Source organism: Sphingomonas sp. BL2, assembly GCF_056680015.1.
On sequence record NZ_CM155261.1, the window covers coordinates 3247673 to 3272194 of the forward strand.

Annotated in this window: 19 protein-coding genes; 11 read left to right on the forward strand and 8 right to left on the reverse strand. The window is 65.9% G+C overall.

All coding sequences use genetic code 11. The features are described 5' to 3' along the window. Position 1: 1 nt before the first annotated feature. From AC1ME3_RS15075 to AC1ME3_RS15085, 3 genes are all read right to left on the reverse strand, one after another. Positions 2-799 carry a phosphate/phosphite/phosphonate ABC transporter substrate-binding protein gene (locus AC1ME3_RS15075; protein ID WP_480953799.1) on the reverse strand — a complete coding sequence of 266 codons (798 nt, stop codon included), beginning with the start codon at positions 797-799 and terminating at the stop codon, positions 2-4. After that, the gene (locus AC1ME3_RS15080; protein ID WP_480953800.1) at positions 796-1689 is read right to left on the reverse strand and encodes a fatty acid desaturase; all 894 of its coding nucleotides are present in this window, start codon (positions 1687-1689) and stop codon (positions 796-798) included. Before AC1ME3_RS15080 ends, AC1ME3_RS15075 begins: the two co-directional genes overlap by 4 nt. Positions 1690-1837: 148 nt before the next feature. Then, positions 1838-3517 (reverse strand): alkaline phosphatase D family protein, encoded by a 1680-nt coding sequence (locus tag AC1ME3_RS15085; protein ID WP_480953801.1) that lies wholly within the window; start codon positions 3515-3517, stop codon positions 1838-1840. Positions 3518-3687: 170 nt separating this feature from the next. Between AC1ME3_RS15085 and AC1ME3_RS15090 the strand changes: the two genes are divergently transcribed. Together AC1ME3_RS15090 and AC1ME3_RS15095 are read left to right on the forward strand one after the other, a co-directional pair. After that, positions 3688-6087 (forward strand): TonB-dependent receptor, encoded by a 2400-nt coding sequence (locus AC1ME3_RS15090; protein WP_480953802.1) that lies wholly within the window; start codon positions 3688-3690, stop codon positions 6085-6087. 49 nt (positions 6088-6136) lie between these two features. Beyond that, positions 6137-8611, forward strand: coding sequence for a PhoX family protein (locus AC1ME3_RS15095; protein WP_480953803.1), 2475 nt, complete (start codon positions 6137-6139; stop codon positions 8609-8611). Between the two features lie 325 nt (positions 8612-8936). Here the strand turns inward: AC1ME3_RS15095 and AC1ME3_RS15100 are convergent, their stop codons facing one another. Together AC1ME3_RS15100 and AC1ME3_RS15105 are read right to left on the reverse strand one after the other, a co-directional pair. Further along, on the reverse strand, positions 8937-9329 hold the full coding sequence (locus AC1ME3_RS15100) for a MerR family transcriptional regulator (RefSeq protein WP_056058932.1): 393 nt from the start codon (positions 9327-9329) through the stop codon (positions 8937-8939). Next, complete coding sequence (locus tag AC1ME3_RS15105; protein ID WP_480953804.1) at positions 9326-11011, reverse strand: long-chain-fatty-acid--CoA ligase; 1686 nt, start codon at positions 11009-11011, stop codon at positions 9326-9328. Before AC1ME3_RS15105 ends, AC1ME3_RS15100 begins: the two co-directional genes overlap by 4 nt. Positions 11012-11142: 131 nt before the next feature. On the opposite strand from AC1ME3_RS15105, the gene AC1ME3_RS15110 reads away from it, so the two are divergent. The 4 genes from AC1ME3_RS15110 to AC1ME3_RS15125 all read left to right on the forward strand — a co-directional run bounded on the left by AC1ME3_RS15110 (position 11143) and on the right by AC1ME3_RS15125 (position 16693). Then, on the forward strand, positions 11143-12279 hold the full coding sequence (locus AC1ME3_RS15110; RefSeq protein ID WP_480953805.1) for a thiolase family protein: 1137 nt from the start codon (positions 11143-11145) through the stop codon (positions 12277-12279). Continuing rightward, positions 12276-14627 carry a 3-hydroxyacyl-CoA dehydrogenase/enoyl-CoA hydratase family protein gene (locus AC1ME3_RS15115; RefSeq protein WP_480953806.1) on the forward strand — a complete coding sequence of 784 codons (2352 nt, stop codon included), beginning with the start codon at positions 12276-12278 and terminating at the stop codon, positions 14625-14627. The genes AC1ME3_RS15110 and AC1ME3_RS15115 overlap by 4 nt, the downstream gene beginning before the upstream one ends. Positions 14628-14897: 270 nt before the next feature. Further along, on the forward strand, positions 14898-15308 hold the full coding sequence (locus AC1ME3_RS15120) for a DUF2147 domain-containing protein (protein ID WP_480953807.1): 411 nt from the start codon (positions 14898-14900) through the stop codon (positions 15306-15308). A 50-nt stretch (positions 15309-15358) separates the two neighbouring features. After that, positions 15359-16693, forward strand: coding sequence for an OmpP1/FadL family transporter (locus tag AC1ME3_RS15125; protein ID WP_480953808.1), 1335 nt, complete (start codon positions 15359-15361; stop codon positions 16691-16693). Between the two features lie 41 nt (positions 16694-16734). Here AC1ME3_RS15125 and AC1ME3_RS15130 read toward each other — a convergent pair whose 3' ends face one another. Together AC1ME3_RS15130 and AC1ME3_RS15135 are read right to left on the reverse strand one after the other, a co-directional pair. After that, positions 16735-17262 (reverse strand): gamma carbonic anhydrase family protein, encoded by a 528-nt coding sequence (locus AC1ME3_RS15130; protein WP_480953809.1) that lies wholly within the window; start codon positions 17260-17262, stop codon positions 16735-16737. Beyond that, the gene (locus tag AC1ME3_RS15135) at positions 17262-19382 is read right to left on the reverse strand and encodes a malate synthase G (protein WP_480953810.1); all 2121 of its coding nucleotides are present in this window, start codon (positions 19380-19382) and stop codon (positions 17262-17264) included. The genes AC1ME3_RS15130 and AC1ME3_RS15135 overlap by 1 nt, the downstream gene beginning before the upstream one ends. 93 nt (positions 19383-19475) lie before the next feature. Here AC1ME3_RS15135 and AC1ME3_RS15140 point away from each other — a divergent pair, with 93 nt between their 5' ends. Beyond that, the gene (locus AC1ME3_RS15140; protein WP_480953811.1) at positions 19476-20351 is read left to right on the forward strand and encodes a LysR family transcriptional regulator; all 876 of its coding nucleotides are present in this window, start codon (positions 19476-19478) and stop codon (positions 20349-20351) included. On the opposite strand, the gene AC1ME3_RS15145 is transcribed toward AC1ME3_RS15140, so the two are convergent. Further along, complete coding sequence (locus AC1ME3_RS15145; RefSeq protein ID WP_480953812.1) at positions 20306-20806, reverse strand: MarR family winged helix-turn-helix transcriptional regulator; 501 nt, start codon at positions 20804-20806, stop codon at positions 20306-20308. The two genes, AC1ME3_RS15140 and AC1ME3_RS15145, sit on opposite strands and share 46 nt — an antisense overlap. A gap of 79 nt (positions 20807-20885) precedes the next feature. On the opposite strand from AC1ME3_RS15145, the gene hppD reads away from it, so the two are divergent. From hppD to AC1ME3_RS15165, 4 genes are all read left to right on the forward strand, one after another. Next, on the forward strand, positions 20886-21956 hold the full coding sequence (gene hppD / locus AC1ME3_RS15150) for a 4-hydroxyphenylpyruvate dioxygenase (protein ID WP_480953813.1): 1071 nt from the start codon (positions 20886-20888) through the stop codon (positions 21954-21956). Between the two features lie 204 nt (positions 21957-22160). Next, entirely contained in the window at positions 22161-23495 is a 1335-nt protein-coding gene (hmgA, locus tag AC1ME3_RS15155) for a homogentisate 1,2-dioxygenase (protein ID WP_480953814.1), read from the forward strand. After that, a complete protein-coding gene (gene maiA, locus AC1ME3_RS15160) occupies positions 23492-24136 on the forward strand; it encodes a maleylacetoacetate isomerase (protein WP_480953815.1) in 645 nt (214 codons plus the stop codon). The genes hmgA and maiA overlap by 4 nt, the downstream gene beginning before the upstream one ends. Beyond that, positions 24133-24498, forward strand: coding sequence for a Rieske (2Fe-2S) protein (locus AC1ME3_RS15165; RefSeq protein WP_480953816.1), 366 nt, complete (start codon positions 24133-24135; stop codon positions 24496-24498). Before maiA ends, AC1ME3_RS15165 begins: the two co-directional genes overlap by 4 nt. Positions 24499-24522 lie beyond the last annotated feature (24 nt).

Sequence of the window (24522 nt, forward strand, 5' to 3'; positions counted from 1 at the left end):
GTCAGCGGAGTGTGAAATAGCCGGCCCGGACAGCCTCGGCTTCCAGCGTCGATATCGGGGTCAGCGCGTCCGGCTCGGCGGGTATGATCCCGGCAAGAAACAGCGTCTCGCGCACCGCCGCCAGATCGGGATCGGCGGCGACATGATCGAGCGCGCTTCGCAATGCCGCCACCGTCTCGGCGTCGGTCCCGGCCGCGGTCACGAAGGGCAGGCTCGGCGATGCGGGGCTCGGTGCGACGATCTTGAGGCCCGTAACCAAAGCCGGCTCGAACCGCGCGATCGCCGCATAGGTCACGCTGTCGATCGCCGCGAGGTCCGCCTTGCCCATCCCGACCGCGATGATGCTGGCTCGATGCGCGCCGGTTTCCAGCACCTCGGCAAAGAACGCCCCCTGCCCCGCAAACGGCGCGATCGTAGCGCGGAACAGGTTCATGCCGGTGTTCGACTGGCGATCGTTGATGGCCGCGCGGCTACCGCGAAACGCCGCTACCGACCCGCGGGGATCGTCCGCTCTCGCCACGATCACGCTGCCACTTTCTTGCCCGGCGTAGATCGGGAACGCCAACACGTGCAGATTCAGCGTCGGATCGGCGATCAACGGATAGCCACAGGCCTGACCGACCAGCAGCGCCGGATCGCGCCAGATCGCCTGGACGTCGCGTGTTCGATCGAGCCGATCGGGCACCTCCGCGACACCGCGTTCGCGCAGGACGGCGGCAATCGCCGACCACAGCCGGTCGTTCGCAGCATGCTGCGCGGGGTGATCGTACATCCCGAGCGAAGCGATCCGGTCCGTCAAGACACGGGCGCGCGGTGGAGGGGGTGGACCATGTCGTCATGCGGGCTGAATGCGAACCGCCGGACGATCTCGCCATACCCCTGATAGATCGGTGCCCCCGCGTCGGCGAACCGCGCTCGGTTATGTCGGTGATACGCTGGCAGGTCGTACCAGGGGAGCGAGGGCCGCTCGTGATGCGCGGCATGCAAATTGTTGTTGAGATACAGCAGCCCGAGCAGCCCGCCATGCTCGACGCTGGCGGCGCGGCCGGGGCTCGCAAGATCGGCGCGGTGCTCGGCGTAGGAGCGCACCATGGTCAGCGCCATGCCCGGGTAGACGAAGCAGAGCACGTAACGGACGACGCCAAGACCGACATGATCGAGCCACCAAAGCACCAGCGCGACCGCAATGAGGTGCGGCGCCCAGTCGCGCACGACGTGCGCCGGTCCGCGCACCAGTCGGCGGGACTCTTGCAGGAAGAAGCGCCCGACCGAAATCGCAGGTCCGAAAACCATCTGACCAAGAAGCGTGGATTGAAGCTGGCCGAGGACTGTGGCGAAACCACGCACCTGCACGCGGTAGCGGGACTCTGGATCATGCCGCGGATCGGTGATGACCTCCGCGCGGTGATGCGCGACATGGCTACGGCGGTAAAGGCGATAGGGCAGCCACAGCGACAACGGCGCAAACCCGATCGCGTCGTTGATCCATCGGATCCGCGTCGGATGCCCGTGAATGACCTCGTGCTGCAGCGATCCCTGCCAGGCGAGCAACCACCCGCCGATCAGCACCAGAAACGGCGTCGAAATGACCGCATGCCACGCCGTCGCGACCATCCATCCGCCGTACACGATACCTGCCAGAAGGACGGTCGGCCATCCTACCGTCGAACTCGAAGCCTCTCGCTGCATTCCCATCTCCGTCCGAGGAGACGAATATCCCCTTGGTGAATGGGAATTGACAGTCGATTGAACTTTGCGGCGGAAAAACTTTGATTGTCAGGCGCTAGCCCGAGCGATCGGCGACCGGTTTCCGATCCTATTCGAACGGAGGATCGTTTTAGGCAATCTCTTCCAGCGGCAGTTCGGGCCGAGCAGCCTGTGCACGAAACCGCTTAACGGTCGCTTGGGTGAACGGCTTGGCAAACACCGTCGACACGGTCACGAAATCGGCGGTCGCCTGCTCAGGCGTGAGCGTCAGCAGCGTGAAGCCCTTGGCGTCCTGGTCGCAGAACCGGACCTCACCCTTGTTGGCGTCTGCGATCAAGGCACCGATCCCCGGCAACAGCGAACCGTAGGACGGACTGGTGATCGCGGTGCAGCCGAATTCGACCGCGACCAGCTTGCCCGCGTCGTCGTGCAGATCGTTCGCCCAGGCGGCGTGACTGTCACCCGACAGCACGATCGGCCGCGACTTCGCCCGCCGGAACGCAGCGTACAGACGCTCGCGCGCGGGCGGATAGCCGTCCCAACTGTCGAGACCGAACGGCATGCCGGCTCGGTACGAAGCGATGCCCGCCGCCAGTCGCTCGCGCCACATCGCCGGCAGCTTCGCCATCGTCTCGCCGAACTTCACCGGTCCGAGTTGCCGCTCCATGTCGGGGCCCGCGACCTTCGCCATCACGATCTGGTTGCCCAGCACCTGCCACGGTTTCCCCGCCGACACGGACGTTGCCATCGTCTTCTCGACCCAGGCGAGCTGTGCCGGCCCAAGCAGTTCGCGGTCAGGCCGCGCGCGTTCCGCCAGCATCGGCGCGTATTCGGCGGGTGTGATCGCCTCGCCCTTCGACACGACCTGATGACTGCGCGCCAGCAGCCGCGTCTCGACCATCACCAGCGTCGCGAGATCGCCGAAATCGAAGCTGCGGTTGATCGCCGCCCAAGGCTGGCCGGGCTTGGGATCGCGGATCGGCATCCATTCGAAATACGCCTGCATCGCGGCGGCCTTGCGCACGTCCCAGTCGCCCTCGGTCTTGGGATCGTGGTTCTCGGCACCGTGCATCCAGTCGTCGTTGGCGACCTCGTGATCGTCCCAGACGCAGATGAACGCGGCGCGTGCGTGCGCCGCCTGCATGTCGACGTCGCGCTTCACCTGAGCGTGGCGCATCCGGTAGTCGGCGAGGCTGACGATCTCGTGACGCGGCTCGACTAGACGATTGATCTTCTTGGCGATGTCGGCGCCGTAACCATCGGCGCCGTATTCATAGATATAGTCGCCGAGGTGCAGGACGGCGTCGAGCCGGTCGAGCTTGGCGATCGTGTCATATGCATTGAACAGCCCGCCCGCGTAGAGCTGGCACGAGACGACTGCCATGACGACGTCGGCGACCTTGCCCTTCGGCAGCGTCCGGAGCCGGCCGACCGGCGAGCGCGTGCCGTCCGCGGCGTCGAACCAATAGCGATATTCGTGCCCCGGCTGGAGCCCGGTCGCCTCGACCTTGGCGGTGAAGTCGCGCGCCGCGCGGGCCTTGACCGTGCCCGAGCGGATCGGCTTGCCGCCTTCGGTCTCCGCAACGTGCCAGGTCAGCGCGATATCGCCGGCCTGCGCCGCATCGACCGGTGTCGCCCGCGTCCAGAGGATAGCGCCGTCGACCGAAGGATCACCGCTCGCTACCCCGTGATCGAAGCGCGCTTTCGCCGTACCTGCCGCTTGTGAAGCTACAGCGGGAAGCGCGAGCGTCGCGCCGGAGCCAGCGAACTTAAGGGCATTCTTTAGCGCATCGCGGCGGTTGATCGTCATCGTCTCGGGCTTTCGTAACGGGTGTTGCCCGCCTGCTAGCCACGATCGAAGACACCCCGGCGGCAACGATGTGACAGCGCCGTTACGGAATAGTCATTTTGCTTTCATGAAGACGCCATCGAAACGTCACCTCGTCCCCGTAGTGCGACGGCAACGACACGGGGGACTTAATGACACGTATCTTCACGCGGCTCGCGGTTGCGACGCTCGCCACGACCTGCTCGACCATGGCGCTTGCACAAGCTGGCACCCCAGCCACTGCCCAAGCCGAAACCGAGGCCGCAACGTCGGACGACGAGATCGTCGTCACCGCGCAGAAGCGCGAACAGCGGATCGAAGACGTCCCCATTACCGTTACCGCGCTGACCGGCGCTCGCATGGCGTCGATCGGTGTCAACTCGCTGAGCGAAGTCGCCGCCTTTATTCCCGGCCTCCAGATCCAGGAGCAGAGCGCGAACAACCCGGGCTTCGTGATCCGCGGCATCACCTCGGACAACGGATCGTCGCAGCAGGGCGCGCGCGTCACGCTCTACTACAACGGCATCGACATCAGCCGTTCGCGCGGCGCCTATCAGGATTTGTTCGATCTCTCGCGGATCGAAGTCGTGAAGGGACCGCAGGCGACCTTGTTCGGCACTGCGGCTGCAGTCGGCGCGATCAGCCTCGTCTCGGCCAAGCCGGAGGCCGGCGTATCGGGCGCGATCAACGGCACGTACGGCAATTTCGACCGCACCCAGGTGTCGGGCTTCCTGAATGCGGGCAACGATGTGCTCGCCGGCCGCATCGCCTTCGCGTATAAATATCGCAAGGGCTACGTCCGCAACATCGCGGGCGATGCGAACGTGCCGAACCAGAACCAGGGTGGCGTCGACCAGGACGATCTAAACGGCCAGGACCAGCGCGGCATCCGCGGCTCGCTCCGCTATCGCCCGAGCGACAGCATCACCGCCGACCTCGTCCTGACCTATGACGGACAGCGCAACCCCGGCACCGCATTCAAGAGCCGCGCGCACGCCCCGACCGGCGGCCAGACTGGCGACTATGGCTACGCGGAACTTTCGGGCTCGCCGTACAGCGCGACCGCACTCGGCGCGCGCAAGCTTGGTCTCGACCGCAACGTCTATGACGCGAACCTGACGATCACCGCGGAGCTGTCGCCGGGCATCACCTTCACCACCGTCAACGGGTATCGCAAGTTCGACGCACTCGAAGTGTTCGACGCCGATGGTGGCCCCGCCGCGTATCTCGAATTCGCCGAGGACGCGAAGGGCGACCAGTGGAGCCATGAGAGCCGCTTTGCTTTCGAAGGGCCTAAGTACCGCGCCTCGGTCGGCTGGAACGCGTTCTTCGAGAACGGCTTCCAGCGCGTCCCGTTCGCGACCGAAGAGGGCACGTATCTGGCCTGCTCGGTCACGCCCGCCTACGCCCCGATCCGCTCGGCGCTGAACGGCGCGGGCATCCCGACCGGGACCGGATGTGTTGCACCGAACGGCACGGTTCCCGCGACGCGCGCAACCGCGGCGCTTACGGGTGGTCGTGCAACGGCAATACCTTACGCCGCGGAGTTCACGAACTACGGCAACAACGACACCTACTCGGTATTCGCCGACGCGACGTACATTCCGGTACCCGCGCTCGAACTGACCGCCGGCGCGCGCATCCTGATCGAGGATCGCCAGTCGGGCTATTCGTCGGTCCAGCCGAACTCGGTGATCCTGGCAGCCCTCGGCATCCAGTCGAGCCTGCTCGGGACGGCCAACACCAACGGCAACAAGTTCGTCGCGGAGAAGAGCTTCACCGCGATCCTGCCGCGCTTCAACGCGCTGTTGAAGCTCAACGACGCGGTCAATCTCTATGCGACGATCAGCAAGGGACGCCGCTCGCCGGTGGTTCAGCTCGCCGCGCAGCGCACCGCGTTCGGCGTCGGCCCCAACCTGCAGGTCGTCCCGCAGGAGAACGTCTGGAACTACGAGGGCGGCATCAAGGGTCGCGTCGGCCCGTTCAGCGGCGCGGCATCGGTCTTCTACCAGACCTATGACGGCTTCCAGGTGTCGGTGACGAACAACGGCGTGACTACGACGCAGAGCGCTGGGTCGGCCAAAAACCTCGGCGTTGAGCTCGAAGGCAATCTGAGGCTCGCCTCGTATCTCTCGGTATTCGGGACGTTTGCGTACATCGACGGCGGCATCGGCGACGAAGCGGTGAACGGCGTATTCGCCGGCAACCGCTTCCGCCTTCAGCCGGACACGACCGCGTCGGGCGGCGTGATCCTTCGCCTGCCGGTCGGCGGCGCGACGGTCTATGCCACGCCGAGCGTTACCTACCGCACCAAGGCGTTTTTCGAGCTGCCGAACAATCCGGCGATCAGCACGCCCGGCTACACATTGGTCAACGCCCGCGCCGGGGTCGAGTTCGCGCAAGGTCGCTACAGTGTCGGCGGGTTCGTCCGGAACGCGACAAACAAGCGCTACCTGATCGACGCGGGCAACACCGGCGGCGGCTTCGGTATTCCGACCTACATCGCCGGCGAGCCACGCTTCTATGGCGTCGAGCTAGGCGCAAAATTCTAACTCTCACGCATCGTTACACACCACGCAACCATCCCCGGGGGGACCAAGCATGACGTTCGAGACCATCTATACCGACGGCGATATCGATACCAACCCGACCGCCAATCCGCATATCAACGACCTGATCGAGTCGCGCTATTCGCGTCGCCAGACCTTGATGGGCGGCATGTCCGCGACCGCCGCCGCGGTGTTCGGCGGCATGTTGCTGACCGGCTGCGACGATGACAATGACGGCAACGGCTCAAGCCCAGTCACGGTGACGGCGACCGCCGGCGGCAGCTCGACCGCGGGCCGCGTCGCGACGCTGACCGGCGCAGCGATCGGCCAGGTCGACAGCGTAACCTGGACCCAGACCGCCGGCCCCGCCGTCACGCTAGCCGGTGCCTCGACCGCCACCGCGACCTTCGTCGTACCGGGTGCTGCTGCCGGGACCGTCCTCAGCTTCCAGTTTACCGCGGTTTCGGCCAGCGGTTCGGTCAGCGCGACGACCAGCGTGACCGTCGGCGCGGCCTCGTTGGGCTTCACGGCCGTTGCGAAGAGCCTTGCGGATGTCGTTGCAGTGCCAGCGGGTTACGCAGTGACGGTCTTGTACCGGCTCGGTGATCCGATCGGCAGCGGCGTTGGCGCGTATGCCAATGACGGCACCGACGCGACCTTCTCGAAGCGCGCGGGCGATCATCATGACGGCATGAGCTATTTCGGCATGTCCGCCACCGGCACGCCCGACGCGAACGGCAACACCCGCGGCCTGCTCGTGCTCAACCACGAGAACATCACGCAAGCCTATCTGCATCCCAACGGCCCGACCACGACCGCTGGCGTCCGCCCCGAAGCCGAAGCGCTGAAGGAAATGGAATGCCACGGTGTGTCGGTCATCGAAGTCAACCGCGCGGCCGCCTGGAGCTACACGACAGCGTCGTCCTTCAACCGCCGTATCACGCCGCTGACGCCGATGAGCTTCTCTGGCCCGGTGCGCGGCGCCGATAGCCTCAAGACGCGCTACTCGCCGGATGCTACCACGGGCCGCGGCACGATCAACAATTGTGCCAACGGCACAATGCCTTGGCACACGTATCTGACGAACGAAGAGAACTGGGTCGGCTATTTCAGGCGTGAAGTCGGCGACGCGGCGCGACGCGCGGCAACTGGTCCGGTGGGCGTAAAGGCGAACACCTCGCTGACGCGCTACGGCAAGGGCGAGAGCAACACCGGCGGTAACTATGGCTGGTCGACGGTCATGCCAGCCGACACGACCAGCACCATCTATTCGCGCTGGAACATCACCGCACAGGCCAGCGCGCCTGCCGATGGCACGGGCGATTTCCGCAACGAGATCTTCCAGTACGGCTGGGTGGTCGAGATCGACCCGTTCGACGCAGCCTCGACGCCGCGCAAGCGAACCGCGCTGGGTCGTATGAACCACGAAGGCTGCCAGATCGGCCGGACGATCGCGGGCGTGAAGCCGGCCTTCTACATGGGCGACGACGCGCAGAACGAGTATATCTACAAGTTCGTGTCGGCGACGCCGTGGTCTGCGGCGGATGCGAGCGCAGCGAACCGTCTCGCGATCGGTGACAAGTATCTCGACGCTGGAACGCTCTACGTTGCGAAGCTCGCAGCGGACGGCAGCGGTCAGTGGTTGCCGCTGGTGTTCGGCCAGGGGCCGCTCACCTCCGCCAACGCCGCCTATCCGTTCGCAAGTCAGGTCGATGTGTTGATCAACACGCGGCTGGCGGCGGATGCACTGGGTGCGACCCGCATGGATCGCCCGGAGTGGACCGCAGTCAATCCGGCGACCGGCGAGATGTATTGCACGCTGACCAACAACTCGTCGCGCACGGTGGCTACCGCGGACGCGCCCAACCCGCGCGCCTATGTCGATCCCAAGACCACGGGCGGCCAGACCACGGGTAACGCCAACGGCCACATCATCCGCCTGCGCGAGACTGGCGACACATCCGAGGCAACGACGTTCGCTTGGGACATCTATGCGTTTGGTGCCGGCTCCGATCTGGATGCGACCAACATCAACCTGTCTGGTCTCGATGCGACCAACGACTTCTCGTCGCCCGACGGCCTGTGGTTCGGCCTGCCGAGCAATGCTTCGGGAACGATCGCACCGGTGATGTGGATCGAGACGGATGACGGCGCGTACACCGACGTCACCAACTGCATGCTGCTCGCCTCGGTACCGGGGATCGTCAACGACGGCGGCACGCGGACAGTGATCAACACGATCGGTGCGGCAACCGGTTCGGTAACGACGCGGGTCGGCAAGGCACCGGGCGCGGCACTGCGCCGCTTCCTGGTCGGGCCGAAGGAGTGCGAGATCACCGGTATCCATACGACGCCGGACGGCCGGTCGCTGTTCGTCAACATCCAGCATCCCGGCGAGAATGGCGGGCCGACGAACATTACGAGCAGCTGGCCGGCTAACCAGGCCGGCGCGGTGACGGCTCCTTCGCGACCACGGTCCGCGACGATCGTGATCACGAAGACCGATGGAGGTGTCGTGGGACTTTAAGCTCGAGAACTTTTGCGATCCTCCCCCGCAAAGGGGAGGTGGCACCGAAGGTAGCGGAGGGGGAGGACACGGAACATCAGTTTCCGTGTCCTCCCCCTCCGTCTGGCAAGCGCCAGCCACCTCCCCCTGGCGGGGGAGGATTTTAGTGTCCCTCCATCACACCGACAAACCCCGCCCCGGCGGAGGCCGGGGTCCAGTTGGGGGAGGTTGCTGACCCGCGCTGCGCTTCGTTATTGCCACCTCGCCAACTGGGCCCCGGCCTTCGCCGGGGTGGTGCAGCTTCGAGCGCGTCGTGCAATTTCGGGGGGGCGACCTCCCGTCTTACTTAGACCGTTCCCGGCGGAATCCGCGCGAGAGCCTCCTGCTCGATCTTCTCCAACTCGTCGCGCGTCTGGACGATCGCCTCGCGTTGCGCGTCGAGCAGGTCGATCCGTTGGCGGCAGCGTTCGGCCAGCGCGCGCATCTGCTCCACATGCTGCGGGTCGGCGTCGTAGAGGTCGAGGAACTCCTCTATGTCACGCAGGGTGAAACCCAGCCGCTTGCCACGCAGGATCAACTGCATCCGGGCGACTTCGCGCCGCGTGTAGACCCGCGTCGTGCCGATCCGGCAGGGCTCGATCAGCCCCTTGTCCTCGTAGAACCGCAGCGTCCGCGCGCTCACGCCGAGCATGCGCGACACCTCCTGTATGCCGGTAAGATCGTCCTGTCGGTCGTTCACGCGTCCACTCCCCTCGCCTCCGACGCCGCCGCCTTTGCGGTCTCTTCAGCGACAAGTTCCTTTTTGGATAGCTTGCCGATCAGCGTCTTGGGGAGACTGTCGCGGATTTCGACCTCGCGGGGAAGCTCGATCTTGCTGATCTTGTCCCGAAGAAAATCGCGCAGTTCGAGCGGGGTAGCGACCGTACCTTCGGCCAGCACGACGAAAGCTTTCGGCGCCTGGCCGCGGTATTTGTCGGGCACGCCGATCACCACGGCTTCGAGCACGGCGGGGTGTTCATACAACGCTTCCTCGATCACACGCGGATACACGTTGTAGCCGCCGGCGAGGATCAGGTCCTTGATCCGGTCGACGATGAACAGATAGCCGTCCGCGTCGAGATGGCCGACATCGCCGGTGCGCAGCGCGCCGTCCGCGAACAGTTCGGCGGTGGCAGCGGGCTTGTGCCAATAGCCTTGCGTGATCTGCGGACCGCGCGCGCAAATCTCGCCATTGTCACCGATCGGGAGAAGCCGGGTCGAGTCTTCGCGATCTCGGATCTCGATCGTCGTGCCGGGAAACGGCAAGCCCGCCGAGCCCGGCTTGTTGAGGCCATCGATCGGGTTGCAGGTGATGATCGGCGAGGCTTCCGACAGACCATACCCCTCGCACAATTTGGCGCCGGTCGCTGCCTCGAACGCGATCCGCACCTCCGCTGGCAGCGGTGCCCCGCCGGAAATGCACGCGTGGATCGAGGACAAGTCGATCTTTTGTGTCTCGGCGGCGGTGGTGATCGCGGCATAGATCGTCGGCACCGCGGGGAAATAGCTCGGCTTGGTGCGCGCGATCGTTTTCAGCAGCGCTCCGAGTTCGAAGCGCGGCATCAGGATCATCTCCGCGCCGGTGCGGATCGAATAGGTCAGCACGGTGGTCAGCGCAAAGACGTGGAACAGCGGCAACGCGCCGAGCACGCGATCCTGATGCGGCTGCTCGCCACCGACGAACACGACCATCGCATCGGCGTTCGCGACGAGATTGGCGTGACTGAGCATCGCCGCCTTGGGCTCGCCGGTCGTGCCGCCGGTATATTGCAGCACCGCGACCTCGTTGGGGGACACGACAACGGGGGATGGTGCACCCTTCGCCTTGAGCAGCGCATCGAACGTCGAGTGGCGCGCATCGCTCGGCGCATGGCCGATCTCGGCGCGCTTGAAAATGCGGTAGGCAATCGACTTCAGCGTCGGCAACGCGCCGGCGATCGGACAGGTGATGACATGCTTCACGCCCATCTGCCCCGCGACCTTCAGCACGCGCGCGTGGATCTCGGCGATGTCGCAGGTGGCGATGATCGTCGCGCCCGAATCCTCGAGCAGATGCGCCAACTCGCGCTCGACATAGAGCGGGTTGACGTTGACGACGACGCCGCCGGCTTTGAGGATCGCGAAGAACAGGATCGGATAATAGGGCGTGTTCGGCAGGCAGAGCGCAACACGCGTACCCTTCACGACGCCCATGTCCTGGAGCCCCCGCGCCGCCCGATCGACCGACTCGCCGAGCGCGGCATAGGTCAGCGTCCGGCCCATGAAGTCGAGCACGTTGCGCGATCCGAACCGCTGCACCGACAGGTCGAGCATGTCGCCCAGCAGCCGCGGCTTGCCCAGCAACGGAACGCCGATCGCCTTGCCCCCGGAAGTGTCCTGCATCTCGCTCTCCATTGCTCAGTGTGCGTAAGCCATATTGTCGGCCGCTTCACCTTGACGTAAAGGTGAGGTATCGCACCTTAAGGGTAACTCGCAAGCGTTAACCGGGTCGACCGCAATATGAGAGGATCATCGTGACCAACGTCGTCATCGCCGGGTACGCCCGTTCGCCGTTCCACCTCGCCGGCAAGGGCGAGCTCGCCCGCGTCCGTCCGGACGATCTCGCCGCGCAGACGATTCGCGGGTTGCTCGACAAGACCGGCGTCGATCCGGCCGAGATCGAGGACATCATCCTCGGCTGCGCGTTCCCCGAGGGCGAGCAGGGCCTCAACGTCGCCAAGCTGATCGCGCAGATCGCCGACCTGCCGATCTCGGTAGGCGGCATGACGGTCAACCGGTTCTGCGGCTCGTCGATGAGCGCGATCCATATCGCGTACGGCCAGATCGCCGTCGGCGCGGGCGAGGCGTTCATCTGCGCGGGTCTCGAATCGATGAGCCGCGTGCCGATGGGCGGCTACAACCCCCTCCCCAACCCCGAGCTCGCGAAGAAGAGCGCCGGCGCGTACATGGGCATGGGCGAGACCGCCGAGAACGTCGCGCGCAACTACCAGATCACGCGCGCCGAGCAGGACGCGTTCGCCGTCAAGAGCCAGGACAAGGCCGCCGCGGCACGTGCCGATGGTCGGCTGTCGGATGAAATCGTGACGATCCAGACCAAGGCGGGCCCGGTCAGCCAGGACGGCACGATCCGCGCCGGCACGACGACCGAAGCGCTCGCCGGCCTGAAGCCCGCGTTCAGCGCTGACGGTTCGGTGACCGCCGGTACGTCGTCGCCGCTGACGGATGGCGCGTCCGCGGTGCTGCTCACCTCGGAAGAGTTCGCCAAGAAGCACGGGCTGACGATCCTCGCGCGGATCAAGTCGATCGGCGTGTCGGGTTGTGCGCCCGAGACGATGGGGCTTGGCCCGATCGGTGCGTCGAAGAAGGCGCTGGAGCGTGCCGGGATCACCGTCGCCGACCTCGACGTGGTCGAGATCAACGAGGCGTTCGCGAGCCAGGCGATCGCCTGCATTCGCGATCTCGGGCTTAAGGACGAGACGATCAACCTCGATGGCGGCGCGATCGCGATCGGCCATCCGCTCGGCGCGACCGGCGCTCGGATCGTCGGCAAGGCGGCTGCGCTCTTGTCACGCGAAGGTGGCCGTTATGCGCTGGCGACCCAGTGCATCGGCGGCGGTCAGGGCATCGCAACGGTGCTGGAGCGCGCATGATGGTCGATCAGGTCAAGCCAAAGGGCGTCCAGCCCGACTCGATCAAGAAGGTCTGCGTCATCGGCGCTGGCGTCATGGGCGCAGGCATCGCGGCGCAGATCGCCAATGCCGGCATCCCGGTGCTGCTGCTCGACATCGTTCCCCGCGAGGGTGACGACCGCGATGCAGTGGCCAAGAGCGCGGTCGCCAAGATGCTCAAGACCGACCCCGCCCCCTTCATGTCGAAGCGTGCGGCCAAGCTGGTCGAGACGGGCAACATCGACGATCATCTGGGTCGCGTCGTCGAGTGCGACTGGATCGTCGAGGCGATCGTCGAGCGGCTCGATATCAAGCAGGCGCTGTACGCCAAGCTGGAAGCGCTCAAGCGCCCCGGCACCGCGGTGTCGTCGAACACCTCGACGATCCCGCTCGGCAACCTCGTCGAGGGGCGGTCGGACCAGTTCAAGGCCGACTTCCTCATCACGCACTTCTTCAACCCGCCACGCTACATGCGGCTGGTCGAGATCGTGCGGGGCGAACACACCGATATCGCGGTCGCCGAAAAGGTCGAGGATTTCGTCGATCGCTTCATGGGCAAGCGGATCGTCCGGGCGAAGGATACGCCGGGCTTCATTGCCAACCGCATCGGCACCTACTGGCTGGCGATCGCGATCAACGCGGCGATGGACCAGGGGCTGACCGTCGAGGAAGCCGACCAGATCGGCGGCCGTCCGATGGGCGTGCCGAAGACGGGCATCTTCGGGCTGGTCGACCTCGTCGGCGTCGACCTGATGCCGCTGCTGTCGAAGAGCCTCTCCTCCACGCTCCCCGCGGGCGATCCGTATTTCGATACGGTGCGCGAGCTGCCGCTGGTCGACAAGATGATCGCGGACGGGTTCACCGGCCGCAAGGGCAAGGGCGGGTTCTACCGGTTCGACAAGGCGACGCGTACCAAGTTGTCGCTCGATCTCGCGACCGGCGAGTACCGTGCGGAAGCCAAGCCCGCTGAATTGCCGGGCAAGACCGGCAAGGACCTCGCGGCGCTAATCGCGGAGCCGGGCAAGATCGGCACCTATGCGTGGTCGATCCTCGGCAACACGTTGTCCTACGCGGCGATGCTCGTCGGCGAGGCGGCGGACGATATTGTCGCGATCGATGACGCGATGAAGCTCGGCTATAACTGGAAATACGGACCGTTCGAGTTGATCGATCGGATGGGTCCCGGCGTGCTCGCCGCGCGGCTTGCCGAGGAAGGTCGCGACGTTCCTGCGATCCTGGCGACCGCGGGCGATCGTCCGTTCTATCGCGTCGAGAACGGCCAGCGTCAGTATCTCACAGCGACCGGCGAGTATGCCGACGTGCCGCGCGCGGACGGCGTCGAACTGCTGGAGGACATCAAGCTCCGCTCGCAGCCGATCCTCACGAACCTGTCGGCGTCGCTCTGGGATGTCGGCGACGGCGTCGCGGCGCTCGAGTTCCACACCAAGATGAACGCGCTCGACGATCAGGTCGTGGCGCTGATCAACGAGGCGATCCCGGTCGTCCGCGAGCGCTTCAAGGCGCTGGTGGTGTATAACGAGGCGTCGAACTTCTCGGCGGGTGCGAACCTCGGCGCGGCGATGTTCGCGGTCGGTGCGGGCCTGTGGGACATGGTCGAGGCCAGCGTCTCCGGCGGGCAGCAGGCGTACAAGGCGCTCAAATACGCGCCGTTCCCGGTCGTCAGCGCACCGGCCGGGCTCGCGCTGGGTGGCGGGTGCGAGATCCTGCTTCACTCGGACGCGGTACAGGCGCATGCAGAGACCTATGCGGGGCTCGTCGAGTGCGGCGTCGGGCTCGTCCCCGGCTGGGGCGGCAATGGCGAGATGCTCGATCGCTGGACCAAGTCGCGCACGCTGCCGAACGGGCCGATGCCGGTGCTGACGAAGGTGTTCCAGGCGGTCTCCACTGCGCAGGTCGCCAAGTCGGCGGCGGAGGCGAAGGAGATGATGATCCTGCGCAAGGCCGACGGCATCACGATGAACCGCGACCGATTGCTGGCGGATGCGAAGGCCAAGGCGCTGTCGCTGGTCGAGGGCTATGTCGCGCCGGAGAAGCCGACCTTCCGCCTGGCGGGCGCGAGCGGCCGGACCGGTCTCAACATGGCGGTTGCGGACTTCCACAAGAAGGGCATGGCGACCGACTACGACCTCGTCGTTGCGGATCGTCTCGCCGAGGTGCTCACCGGCGGCGAGGCCGATCTGGTCGACACGGTGACTGAGGACCAGTTGCTCGACCTCGAGCGCGCCGCGTTCATGGCGAGCGTGAAGGATCCGCGGACCCAGGCGCGAGTCGTGCACATGCTGCAGACCGGCAAACCACTGCGGAACTAAGACTATTACCCTGCGAAAGCGGGGGCCCAGGGTCAAGCAGCGCTCCGTTCGTGAACCTGGGCCCCCGCCTGCGCGGGGGAACACCGTGCGCATGAACACTTTTTCACCGCCCGAAATCAGTAAGAAGACTTGACTTGTCTTCGTACAATTCTAGTCGGGACCGATAACTGCCGTATACGGCAACGAGGTCGCGGTAACGTCGCCGACTTTACGAGATTTTAGCGACCGTACGCATACGGCGCGCCCAACGACACTAGGAGAGGATAGAAGATGTCCCTGTTGTTCGCCACCGCCCTGCTCGCCGGCGCGTCCGCCACGCCCGACACCGTCATCGGCCGCTGGAAGACCGAGACACACAACGCCATCGTCGAGATCGCTCGTTGCGGCCCGTCGATCTGCGGCAAGATTCTCACCTCAGACGCGCTGCGCGCCAATCCTTCGATGAAGGACGCGAACAATTCCAACACCGCGCTGCGCAATCGCCCGATCCAGGGCCTGCAGATGCTCAGCGGCTTCAAGTCGGACTCAGACGGTGTCTGGAGCAGTGGCCAAGTCTACAATGCCGAGGACGGCAAGACGTATAGCGGCAAGATCACGCCGCTCGGCGCGAACCAGTTGAAGCTGCGCGGCTGCGTCTTCTTCCCGCTCTGCAAGACCCAGACCTGGACGCGCGTGCGCTGAGGCGCGGCTTCCACCTCCCTATTATCAGTATAGCTTTCAGGACCTTACCCATGATGCTTCGCACCAAAGCTCCGCTTCTCGCGGTATCCGCGCTCGTGTCCGCCTTCGGCTTCGCCAGCACAGCCTACGCCGACGCCTTCTATCTCCAGGCGCAGTCCGCGCGCGGCGCAGGCCGCGCATTCTCGGGCGAAGGCGCCGATACCGGCCCTGACTCGCTGTGGTGGAACCCGGCCGCGATCGCCGGTATCCGCGACGGCAGCGCGACGCTGAGTGCAAGCGCGATCCTGCCCAAGGGCGACGTGGTCGACACCGGCACGCTCATCGGCCGCCCGACCTTCTCGCCCACGACCGGCCGGCCAACCGGGTTCAATTACGCGCCGGTCGGCGGCAACGGTACGTCGAGCGATCCGATCAACAAGGGCGTCGTTCCGTCGGGCGCGATCGCCTATCCGCTGACCGACCGGATCGCCATCGGCGTCGCGGTGACGTCGCCGTTCAGCTTCACCACCAACTACGAAGCGAACAGCTGGGCACGCTACAGCGCGGACAAGACGCGGCTGCGGACGATCGACATCCAGCCGTCGATCGGCGTTGCAGTGACCGACTGGCTCCGGGTCGGTGGTGCGCTGAACGTCGAATATACCGACGCGACGCTGAACAACGCCCTCCCCAACCTGTCGGCGGCGCTGCCCGACGGCTTCCAGGAGCTGAAGGGTGACGGTTGGGACTTCGGCTGGACCGCAGGCGTTCAGCTGCACAACGACTTCGCCACCGTCGGTGTCAGCTACAAGTCGAGCATCCGGCACAATCTGAAGGGCAGCCTCAACATCACCGGGCTGGTCGGTCCGCTGGCGAGCTCGAACGTCTCCATCGACGGCGCCAAGGCGAGCTTCAACACGCCGGGCCAGGTGATCGTCGCTGGCCGCATCCGCGCCACCAACGCGCTGACGCTCAATGCGCAGGTCGTCGCGTACAACTGGAGCAAGTTCGACACGATCGATCTCGGCGCCCCGCTGAACACCGCGATCCCCGAAAACTACCAGGACAGCTGGAGCCTCGCAGGCGGCTTCGACTACGCCGTCACCCCCAAAGCGACGATCCGCGCGGGTGTCCAGCGCACCAAGACACCGACGCAGGACGGATTGCGCGATGCCCGCGTACCCGACGCCGACCGCTGGACCTATGCGGCTGGCGGGTCGTACCAGCTGACCTCGCGCATCGCGCTCGATGCCGCCGCGCAATATGTCGACTTCGAGAACACCACGATCGACCGCAGGACGGCCGCCTATGTCGGCACCGCCGCACAGACTAACATCCTGACCTCCGGTGCACTGCGCGATGCGTCGGCCGTCGTGCTGTCGCTCGGTGGCCGGCTGAGCTTCTAAGGGTCCCGCCTTCACGATCCTCCCCCGCAAGGGGGAGGGTTTTATACCTCGACCAGTCTCAAGCCGTCGGCGTAGATGCGCTGCTTGGCCGCGTACGACGCCGCGGACATCTTCAGCCCCGCAATCGCCTCCGGGGAGAGTTCGCGGACCGCCTTGGCTGGCGCGCCGACGATCAGGCTCCCGGCCGGAAACACCTTCCCCTCCGTCACCAGCGCGTTCGCACCGATCAGGCAATCGTCGCCGATCACCGCGTTGTTGAGGATCGTCGCGCCCATCCCGACCAGCACATTGTCACCAATCGTGCAGCCGTGGAGGACCGCATGATGGCCGATCGTGCAACCCTCGCCGATGGTCAGCGGCGCACCGGGATCGGAATGCAGCATCGCGCCCTCCTGGATGTTCGTTCGCGCGCCGACGAGGATCGGCGTGTTGTCCGCGCGGATCACCGCACCGAACCAGACGCTAGCCCCCTCCCCCAGCCGTGCGTCGCCGATCACGTCGGCGGAGGGCGCGACCCAGACGTCGTCAGCCAGCGTCGGTCGTTTACCCTCGATCGCGTAGAGTGGCATCAGGCAGCGTCCCTTTCCTTTGCCCGCGCGCGAAACGCGTGGAGCAGCGGCTCGGTATAGCCGCTCGGCTGCGCGAGGCCATCGAACACGAGCGCACGGGCGGCCTGGAACGCGAGGCTGTCGTCCTCATGACCCGACATCGGCCGATACAGCGGATCGCCGGCATTCTGCACATCGACCTTCGCCGCCATCCGCCGCAGCGCCGCGTCAGCCTCGCCGGGCGTGGCGATGCCGTGAAGCAACCAGTTCGCCATGTACTGCGAACTGATCCGCAGCGTCGCGCGATCCTCCATCAGGCCGATGTCATGGATGTCGGGTACTTTCGAACAGCCGACGCCCTGGTCGACCCAGCGCACGACATAGCCGAGGATGCCCTGCACGTTGTTCTCCAGTTCCTCGCGCACCTCGTCCGGCTGCCAATTGTGCCCGGTCGCAACCGGGATCGTGAGGAGCGCATCGAGCGAGGCGATCGGTTCGGCCTTCCGCTCCGCCTGCCGCGCGAACACGTCAACGCGGTGGTAGTGCGTCGCGTGCAGCGTCGCGGCGGTCGGCGACGGCACCCAGGCGGTGTTCGCACCGGTCATCGGATGCGCGATCTTCTGCTCGAGCATGTCCGCCATACGGTCCGGCGCGGCCCACATGCCCTTGCCGATCTGTGCCTTGCCGCTGAGCCCGCAGGCGAGCCCGATCTGGACGTTGCGATCCTCATACGCCTTGATCCACGACGAGGCCTTCATCTCGCCCTTGCGGATCATCGGACCGGCGCGCATCGAGGTGTGCATCTCGTCGCCGGTGCGATCGAGGAAGCCGGTGTTGATGAATACCACCCGGTCCTTCACCGCGGCGATGCACGCGGCGAGATTGGCCGACGTGCGCCGCTCCTCGTCCATCACGCCGACCTTGATCGTGTGACGCGCGAGACCGAGCAGGTCCTCGATCGCGTCGAACAGGCGGTTGGTGAAAGCGGCTTCGTCGGGGCCGTGCATCTTCGGCTTGACGATATAGATCGAGCCCTCGCGGCTGTTGCGGATCGGGCCGGTGCTCTTCAGGTCGTGCAAGCCGATCAGCGTCGTGACGATGCCGTCGAGGATGCCTTCTGGTGCCTCGCTGCCGTCAGAGAGCAGGATCGCGGGCGTGGTCATCAGGTGGCCGACGTTGCGCACGAACATGAGGCTACGACCAGGCAGCGTCAATGCGGTGCCATCAGGGGCGGTGTACTGCCGGTCCGGTTCGAGTGCGCGCGTGACCGTGCGACCGCCCTTTTCGAAGCTCGCGGTAAGGTCGCCCTTCATCAGCCCTAGCCAATTGGCGTAGGCGGCGATCTTGTCGTCGGCATCGACCGCGGCGATCGAGTCCTCGAGATCCGCGATCGTGCTGAGCGCGGATTCGAGCACGACGTCGGCGAGGTTCGCGGGGTCGTCGCGACCGATCGGATGCTGAGGGTCGATCACCAGTTCGATGTGCAGGCCGTTGTGACGCAACAGGATATGGTCGCCCGCATGCCCGACGAGCTGGCTCGGCTCGGCGAGCTCAGGAGGGCCACCGGTCCAGTCGGTCCACGATCCGTTCGCCAACGGCACGGCATCGTCGAGGAACGCCTTCGCCCACGCGATCACCTGCGCGCCGCGCGCCGCGTCATAACCCTTGCCGGACGCCGCGCCCTGAATCGCATCGGTCCCGTAGAGTGCGTCGTACAGGCTCCCCCACCGTGCGTTCGCCGCGTTCAGCAAGAAGCGGGCGTTGAGGATCGGCACCACCAGCTGTGCGCCGGCGAGCGAGGCGACCTCCGCGTCGACGTTGATCGGGGCAACCGAGAACGGCGCAGGCTCGTCGACCAGATAGCCGATCTCGCGCAGGAACGCCTGATAGTCCGGCTGGTCGATCGGCTTGCCGGCCCGGGCTTCGTGCCACGCGTCGATCTTCGCCTGAAGGTCATCGCGGACAGCGAGCAGCGCGGCGTTCTCCGGCGCGAACCGGGCGTAGATGTCGGACACGCCCTGCCAGAACGGCTCGGCGTCGAGGCCGGTCCCCGGCAACGCCTGCGTTTCGATGAAGTCCATCAGCGATGCGGCGATCTTCAGACCTGCCTTGTCCCGATAGGTGTCGATCATCTCGGCCATGCTGCTCTCCTATGCTCTGCCGGCACAATAGACGCGCGTCACCTTCGCCACTAGACACTATAAACCGAAAGCTGTTGATCGCCTGGAGAACGAATGGATCCCGACATCGTCCTCTTCGCCGAGGTCGTCCGCACCGCCAGCCTCAGCGCGGCGGGGCGTTCGCTCGGCATCTCGCCGGCGATGGTCTCGAAGCGGATCGCGCGGCTGGAGGCCCGGCTCGGCGTGCGGTTGCTCAACCGGACGACGCGCCGGCTCGACCTCACCGCACGCGGCGCCGCCTATCACCGCGACATGGTGGACATCCTCGCCGCGATCCGCGACGCAGAGGCGCGCGTGTCGGACCGTACGGATACGCCGGCCGGACCATTACGGGTCAGCGCACCCACGTCGTTCGGCCGCCTCCACGTCGCGCCGCACCTCAAGCCGTTCCTCGACGCGTATCCGGCAATCGAACTCGATCTCGACCTGTCGGACGGCTTCTCGGATGTGATCGGCGACCGGCTCGACCTCGCGATCCGGATCGCGCCTGCCGTGCCGCCAAGCCTGACCGGCCATCGCCTCGCCGACAGCCGTCGCATCCTCTGCGCCGCACCGAGCTACAGTGCGCCGTGCGACGCGGCCGATCTTGCGGAACACCGCCTGCTCGCCGCGAAAGGCCAGATGCCGTGGCGCTTGGCCGGCCCCGAGGGTGACGTCACCATCGACCGCCCGAGCTACGTCGCGACGAATTCGAGCGAAGTCGTCCGCGAACTCACGCTGGCCGGCGTCGGCATCGCGCTCCGCTCGCTATGGGATGTCAGCGCGGACTTGGCGAGCGGTCGCCTCGTGCGTGTCCTCCCAGAACTGGCCGGTTCGGCGGACGTCGGCATCTACGCGGTCCATGCGCGCGGGCCGGTGTCGTCGGGCACCACCGCGCTGCTCGATTACCTGCGCGGTCTCTGGTCGCCAACGCCGCCGTGGGAGTCCTGAACGAGGTCGGTCGTCACCGCGTCGATCCGCCGCAACATCGCGACGAACTGCTCGACTTCCGCCCCCGAGAAGCCCGCGAAGATGCGCCGTTCCAGATCGAGCGCCTTCGGTGCGACCGACGCATAGAGCGTGTGGCCGTCGTCGGTCAGCCTCAGCAGGTGCGAGCGACGATCCTCCGGGTTCGCATGCCGCTGCATCAGCCCACGTTCGACCAGGGCGATCGCCGCGCGGCTGACGGTGACCTTGTCCATGCGGGTCTGCTGGCCGACCTGCTGCTGCGTGATACCGTCCGCCTCGGCGACCACCGCCACCAGCCGCCACTCCGGGATCGTCAGCCCGAACAGCGCCTCATACGTGTCCGCCACCGCCTCGCTCACGAGGTTCGAAGTGATCGAGAGGCGATACGGGATGAAATCTTCCAGGACGAGTGCGCGGGTGGCATCGGAGTTGGGCATATCAAAATCGTAACGATTGACACCAGTTGTTCAACCCGCCAGATTGGTAACAGCGGATACCAACTGTCAGGATGTGATCATGGACCATATGGACGTAAACCCGATGGGTCTCGACGGGTTCGAGTTCGCCGAGTTCACTTCGCCCGATCCCGACCGGATGGCTGCGCAGTTCGAGCAGTTCGGCTTCGTGGCCGCCTCGACCCACCCGACCAAGGCCGTCACGCGCTATAAGCAGGGCCGCATCAATCTGCTGCTCAACCGCGAGGACGGCGGCCACGCGGCGGCGTTCCGCGCGGATCATGGCCCGTCGGCGAGCGGCATGGCGTTCCGCGTCCATGACGCCAAGGAAGCCTTTGACGCGGCGCTCGCGCGCGGCGCCAAGGCGGCCGATGCCAGCACGGGCGCGCTCGGCGAGGGCAGCTACGTGCTCGAAGGGATCGGCGGTTCGCTGCTGTATCTCGTCGACAAGCATGGCGCGGCCGGCAGCTTGTACGACGACTGGAATGCGGTTCCGGGCGCGGCCGAAGCCGAGGCCGAGAACAACGTCGGCCTCGATTTGCTCGACCACCTCACGCACAATGTGAAGCGTGGCCAGATGCGGACGTGGGCCGAGTTCTACGGCCAGATCTTCGGCTTCGAGGAGCAGAAGTATTTCGACATCAAGGGCAAGGCGACCGGCCTGTTCAGCCAGGCGATGATCGCCCCCGACCGCGCGATCCGCATCCCGCTCAACGAGAGCCAGGACGACAAGAGCCAGATCGAGGAATTCATCAAGGATTACAACGGCGAGGGCATCCAGCATCTGGCGCTGACGACCGACGATATCTTCGAGACGGTCGAGAAGCTGCGCGCGCGCGGCGTCAAGCTGCAGGACACGATCGAGACCTATTACGAACTGGTCGACAAGCGCGTGCCGAACCACGGCCACGACCTGGAGCGCCTGCGCCGCAACCGGATCCTGATCGACGGGAATGTCGGTGAAGAGGGGCTGCTGTTGCAGATCTTCACCGAGAACATGTTCGGGCCGATCTTCTTCGAGATCATCCAGCGCAAGGGGAACGAGGGCTTCGGCAACGGCAATTTCCAGGCGTTGTATGAGAGCATCGAGCTCGACCAGATCCGCCGCGGGGTCATAACGGTCGACGCCTGAGGACTTAAAACCCTCTCCCTTCAGGGGAGAGGGAAAGGCGCGTCAGCGCCGAGGGTGAGGGCACGCGCAACTGCCAGCACGTGCCCTCACCCTTCCGCCGCGCAAGAGCGCGTCTCCCTCCCTCTCCCCGAGGGAGAGGGGTAGAAAGAGTTTGAACGGCCGGCGGTTCGGGCGTTGATCGGAACAGGTGACGGAGAGGAAGCCATGACAATCCACCAGCCGACCAATGCGGTAGGCGAGACCGCCGGCCAGACCGAAGACACGGCGTATCAGCCCGGCTTCGGCAACCACGTATCGACCGAGGCGATCCCCGGCGCGCTCCCGATCGGCCGCAATTCGCCGCAACGCCCGGCGTTCGGGCTTTACACGGAGCAGCTCTCAGGCACCGCGTTCACCGCGCCGCGCCACGAGAACCGGCGCAGCTGGCTCTACCGGATGCGCCCGACCGCAGAGCATCCGCCGTTCGAGCGCTACACGGGCGCCAAGCGGTTTGCGCCCGGCACCACCGACGCGCCGCTCGCGCCCAACCGCTTGCGCTGGGATCCGATCGCCGCCCCCGCCCCGAATACCGACCTGATCGACGGCATGACGACGATGCTCGCCAACCGCGATCCCGCCGATCTCGAAGGCGTGGCGCTGCACGTCTACGCCGCCAATACCGACATGACCGACCGCGTGTTCATGGATGCGGACGGCGAACTGCTGTTCGTGCCGCACGCCGGACGGCTCCGGTTGCTGACCGAACTCGGTCGGATCGACATCGCCCCCGGCCAGATCGCGCTGGTCCCACGCGGCGTCCGCTTTCGCGCCGAACTCCCCGATGGCGAAGCGCGCGGCTATGTCGCGGAGAATCACGGCGCGCTGTTCCGGCTGCCCGATCTCGGCCCGATCGGCGCCAACGGGCTCGCCAACCCGCGCGATTTCGAGACGCCGGTCGCGTGGTTCGAGGACCGCGACGAGCCGCTCGAGGTCGTCCAGAAGTTCATGGGGTCGCTGTGGACCACGATGCTCGATCACTCGCCGCTCGACGTAGTCGCCTGGCACGGCAATCTCGCGCCTTGGCGCTACGATCTGTCGCGGTTCAACACGATCAACACGGTCAGCTTCGACCATCCCGATCCGTCGATCTTCACGCTGCTGACCTCGCCCAGCGACGTGCCGGGCCGCGCGAACGCCGATTTCGTGATTTTCCCGCCGCGCTGGATGGTCGCCGAGGGGACGTTCCGACCGCCGTGGTTCCACCGCAACGTGATGTCGGAGGCAATGGGTCTGATCACCGGCGCGTATGATGCGAAGGCCGAGGGGTTCGCGCCGGGCGGCATCTCGCTGCACAATCTGATGTCCGGCCATGGCCCCGATCTGGCGAGCTGGCAGGGTGCAAGTGCCGCAGACCTGAAGCCGCACAAGATCGACGGCACGATGGCGTTCATGCTGGAGAGCTGCTGGCCGTACAAGCCGACCGCCTTTGCGCTGGAGCATGCGCAGCTAGATTACGACGCGGTGTGGTCCGATTTCCCCAAGGCGATCCTGCCGAAGTGAGCCTCGTTCTGCACGGCTATTGGCGCTCCACCGCTGCCTACCGCGTCCGCATCGCCCTGGCGTTGAAGGGCGTAGCGCACGCACAGGTGACGCACGATCTGCGAACGGGCGCACACCGAGAGGCTCGGTACCGTGCGCTCAACCCGCAGGGTCTGGTGCCGGCGCTGGAAACCGACGACGCTGTCCTGACGCAGAGCCCAGCTATCCTCGAATGGATCGACGAGACCTATCCCATGCCGCCTTTGATGCCGGCGGACATGACCGGCCGGGCGATCGTCCGCGCAACGGCCGCGACGATCGCCTGCGACATCCACCCGGTAAACAATCTGCGCATCCTGAACGCCTTGCGCACAGAGTTCGGAGCCGAAGAGGTGGCGGTAAACCGGTGGATCGCGCGCTGGATCGGCGACGGTTTCGCCGCGCTGGAGACGCTTATCGCACACCACGGTGACGGCTTCGCATTCGGGTCGACACCGACGATCGCCGATTGCCATCTCGTCCCGCAAATCTACTCCGCCGAACGGTTTGCGGTCGATCTGGCTCCCTACCCCCACCTTCGAGCTGCGGCCGACACCGCCCGCGCGCTCCCCGCCTTCGCCGCCGCGCATCCGGATCGGCAACCGGACGCCGACCGCGCATGAGCGACGGCGAACGTCTGACCGCGACGCCCGGCGGGATCAAACTAGCGCCTCTCGACGCGATCGCGGACGGCAAGGCGCGGAATTTCGTACTCCAGATGCGCGCCGGGCGTTTCCACGGCTTTGTCGTGCGCAAGGACGACGCGGTGTTCGGGTATCTTGATCGATGTCCACATATGGGCCTGCCGCTCGCGCAGGTGCTCGACGAGTATCTTACGCCACGCGGCGACCTGATCGCGTGTAGCTGGCATTCCGCTCTGTTCGAGATCGACAGCGGCGCGTGCGTCGGCGGACCGTGCGGGGGTACGCGGCTGACGCCTTGGCCGGTCGCGGTGGTCGATGGGATGATCGTCACCGCAGGCTGACGCGGCGGGCGACTTGCGCTAAGG

Bases quoted from the DNA above. Each gene is read 5' to 3' on its own strand.
- AC1ME3_RS15080 (WP_480953800.1), bottom strand. From the start codon at position 1,689: ATGCAGCGAGAGGCTTCGAGTTCGACGGTAGGATGGCCGACCGTCCTT.
- AC1ME3_RS15085 (WP_480953801.1), bottom strand. From the start codon at position 3,517: ATGACGATCAACCGCCGCGATGCGCTAAAGAATGCCCTTAAGTTCGCT.
- AC1ME3_RS15090 (WP_480953802.1), top strand. From the start codon at position 3,688: ATGACACGTATCTTCACGCGGCTCGCGGTTGCGACGCTCGCCACGACC.
- AC1ME3_RS15095 (WP_480953803.1), top strand. From the start codon at position 6,137: ATGACGTTCGAGACCATCTATACCGACGGCGATATCGATACCAACCCG.
- AC1ME3_RS15105 (WP_480953804.1), bottom strand. From the start codon at position 11,011: ATGCAGGACACTTCCGGGGGCAAGGCGATCGGCGTTCCGTTGCTGGGC.
- AC1ME3_RS15115 (WP_480953806.1), top strand. From the start codon at position 12,276: ATGATGGTCGATCAGGTCAAGCCAAAGGGCGTCCAGCCCGACTCGATC.
- AC1ME3_RS15120 (WP_480953807.1), top strand. From the start codon at position 14,898: ATGTCCCTGTTGTTCGCCACCGCCCTGCTCGCCGGCGCGTCCGCCACG.
- AC1ME3_RS15125 (WP_480953808.1), top strand. From the start codon at position 15,359: ATGATGCTTCGCACCAAAGCTCCGCTTCTCGCGGTATCCGCGCTCGTG.
- AC1ME3_RS15130 (WP_480953809.1), bottom strand. From the start codon at position 17,262: ATGCCACTCTACGCGATCGAGGGTAAACGACCGACGCTGGCTGACGAC.
- AC1ME3_RS15135 (WP_480953810.1), bottom strand. From the start codon at position 19,382: ATGGCCGAGATGATCGACACCTATCGGGACAAGGCAGGTCTGAAGATC.
- AC1ME3_RS15140 (WP_480953811.1), top strand. From the start codon at position 19,476: ATGGATCCCGACATCGTCCTCTTCGCCGAGGTCGTCCGCACCGCCAGC.
- AC1ME3_RS15145 (WP_480953812.1), bottom strand. From the start codon at position 20,806: ATGCCCAACTCCGATGCCACCCGCGCACTCGTCCTGGAAGATTTCATC.
- hppD (WP_480953813.1), top strand. From the start codon at position 20,886: ATGGACCATATGGACGTAAACCCGATGGGTCTCGACGGGTTCGAGTTC.
- hmgA (WP_480953814.1), top strand. From the start codon at position 22,161: ATGACAATCCACCAGCCGACCAATGCGGTAGGCGAGACCGCCGGCCAG.
- AC1ME3_RS15165 (WP_480953816.1), top strand. From the start codon at position 24,133: ATGAGCGACGGCGAACGTCTGACCGCGACGCCCGGCGGGATCAAACTA.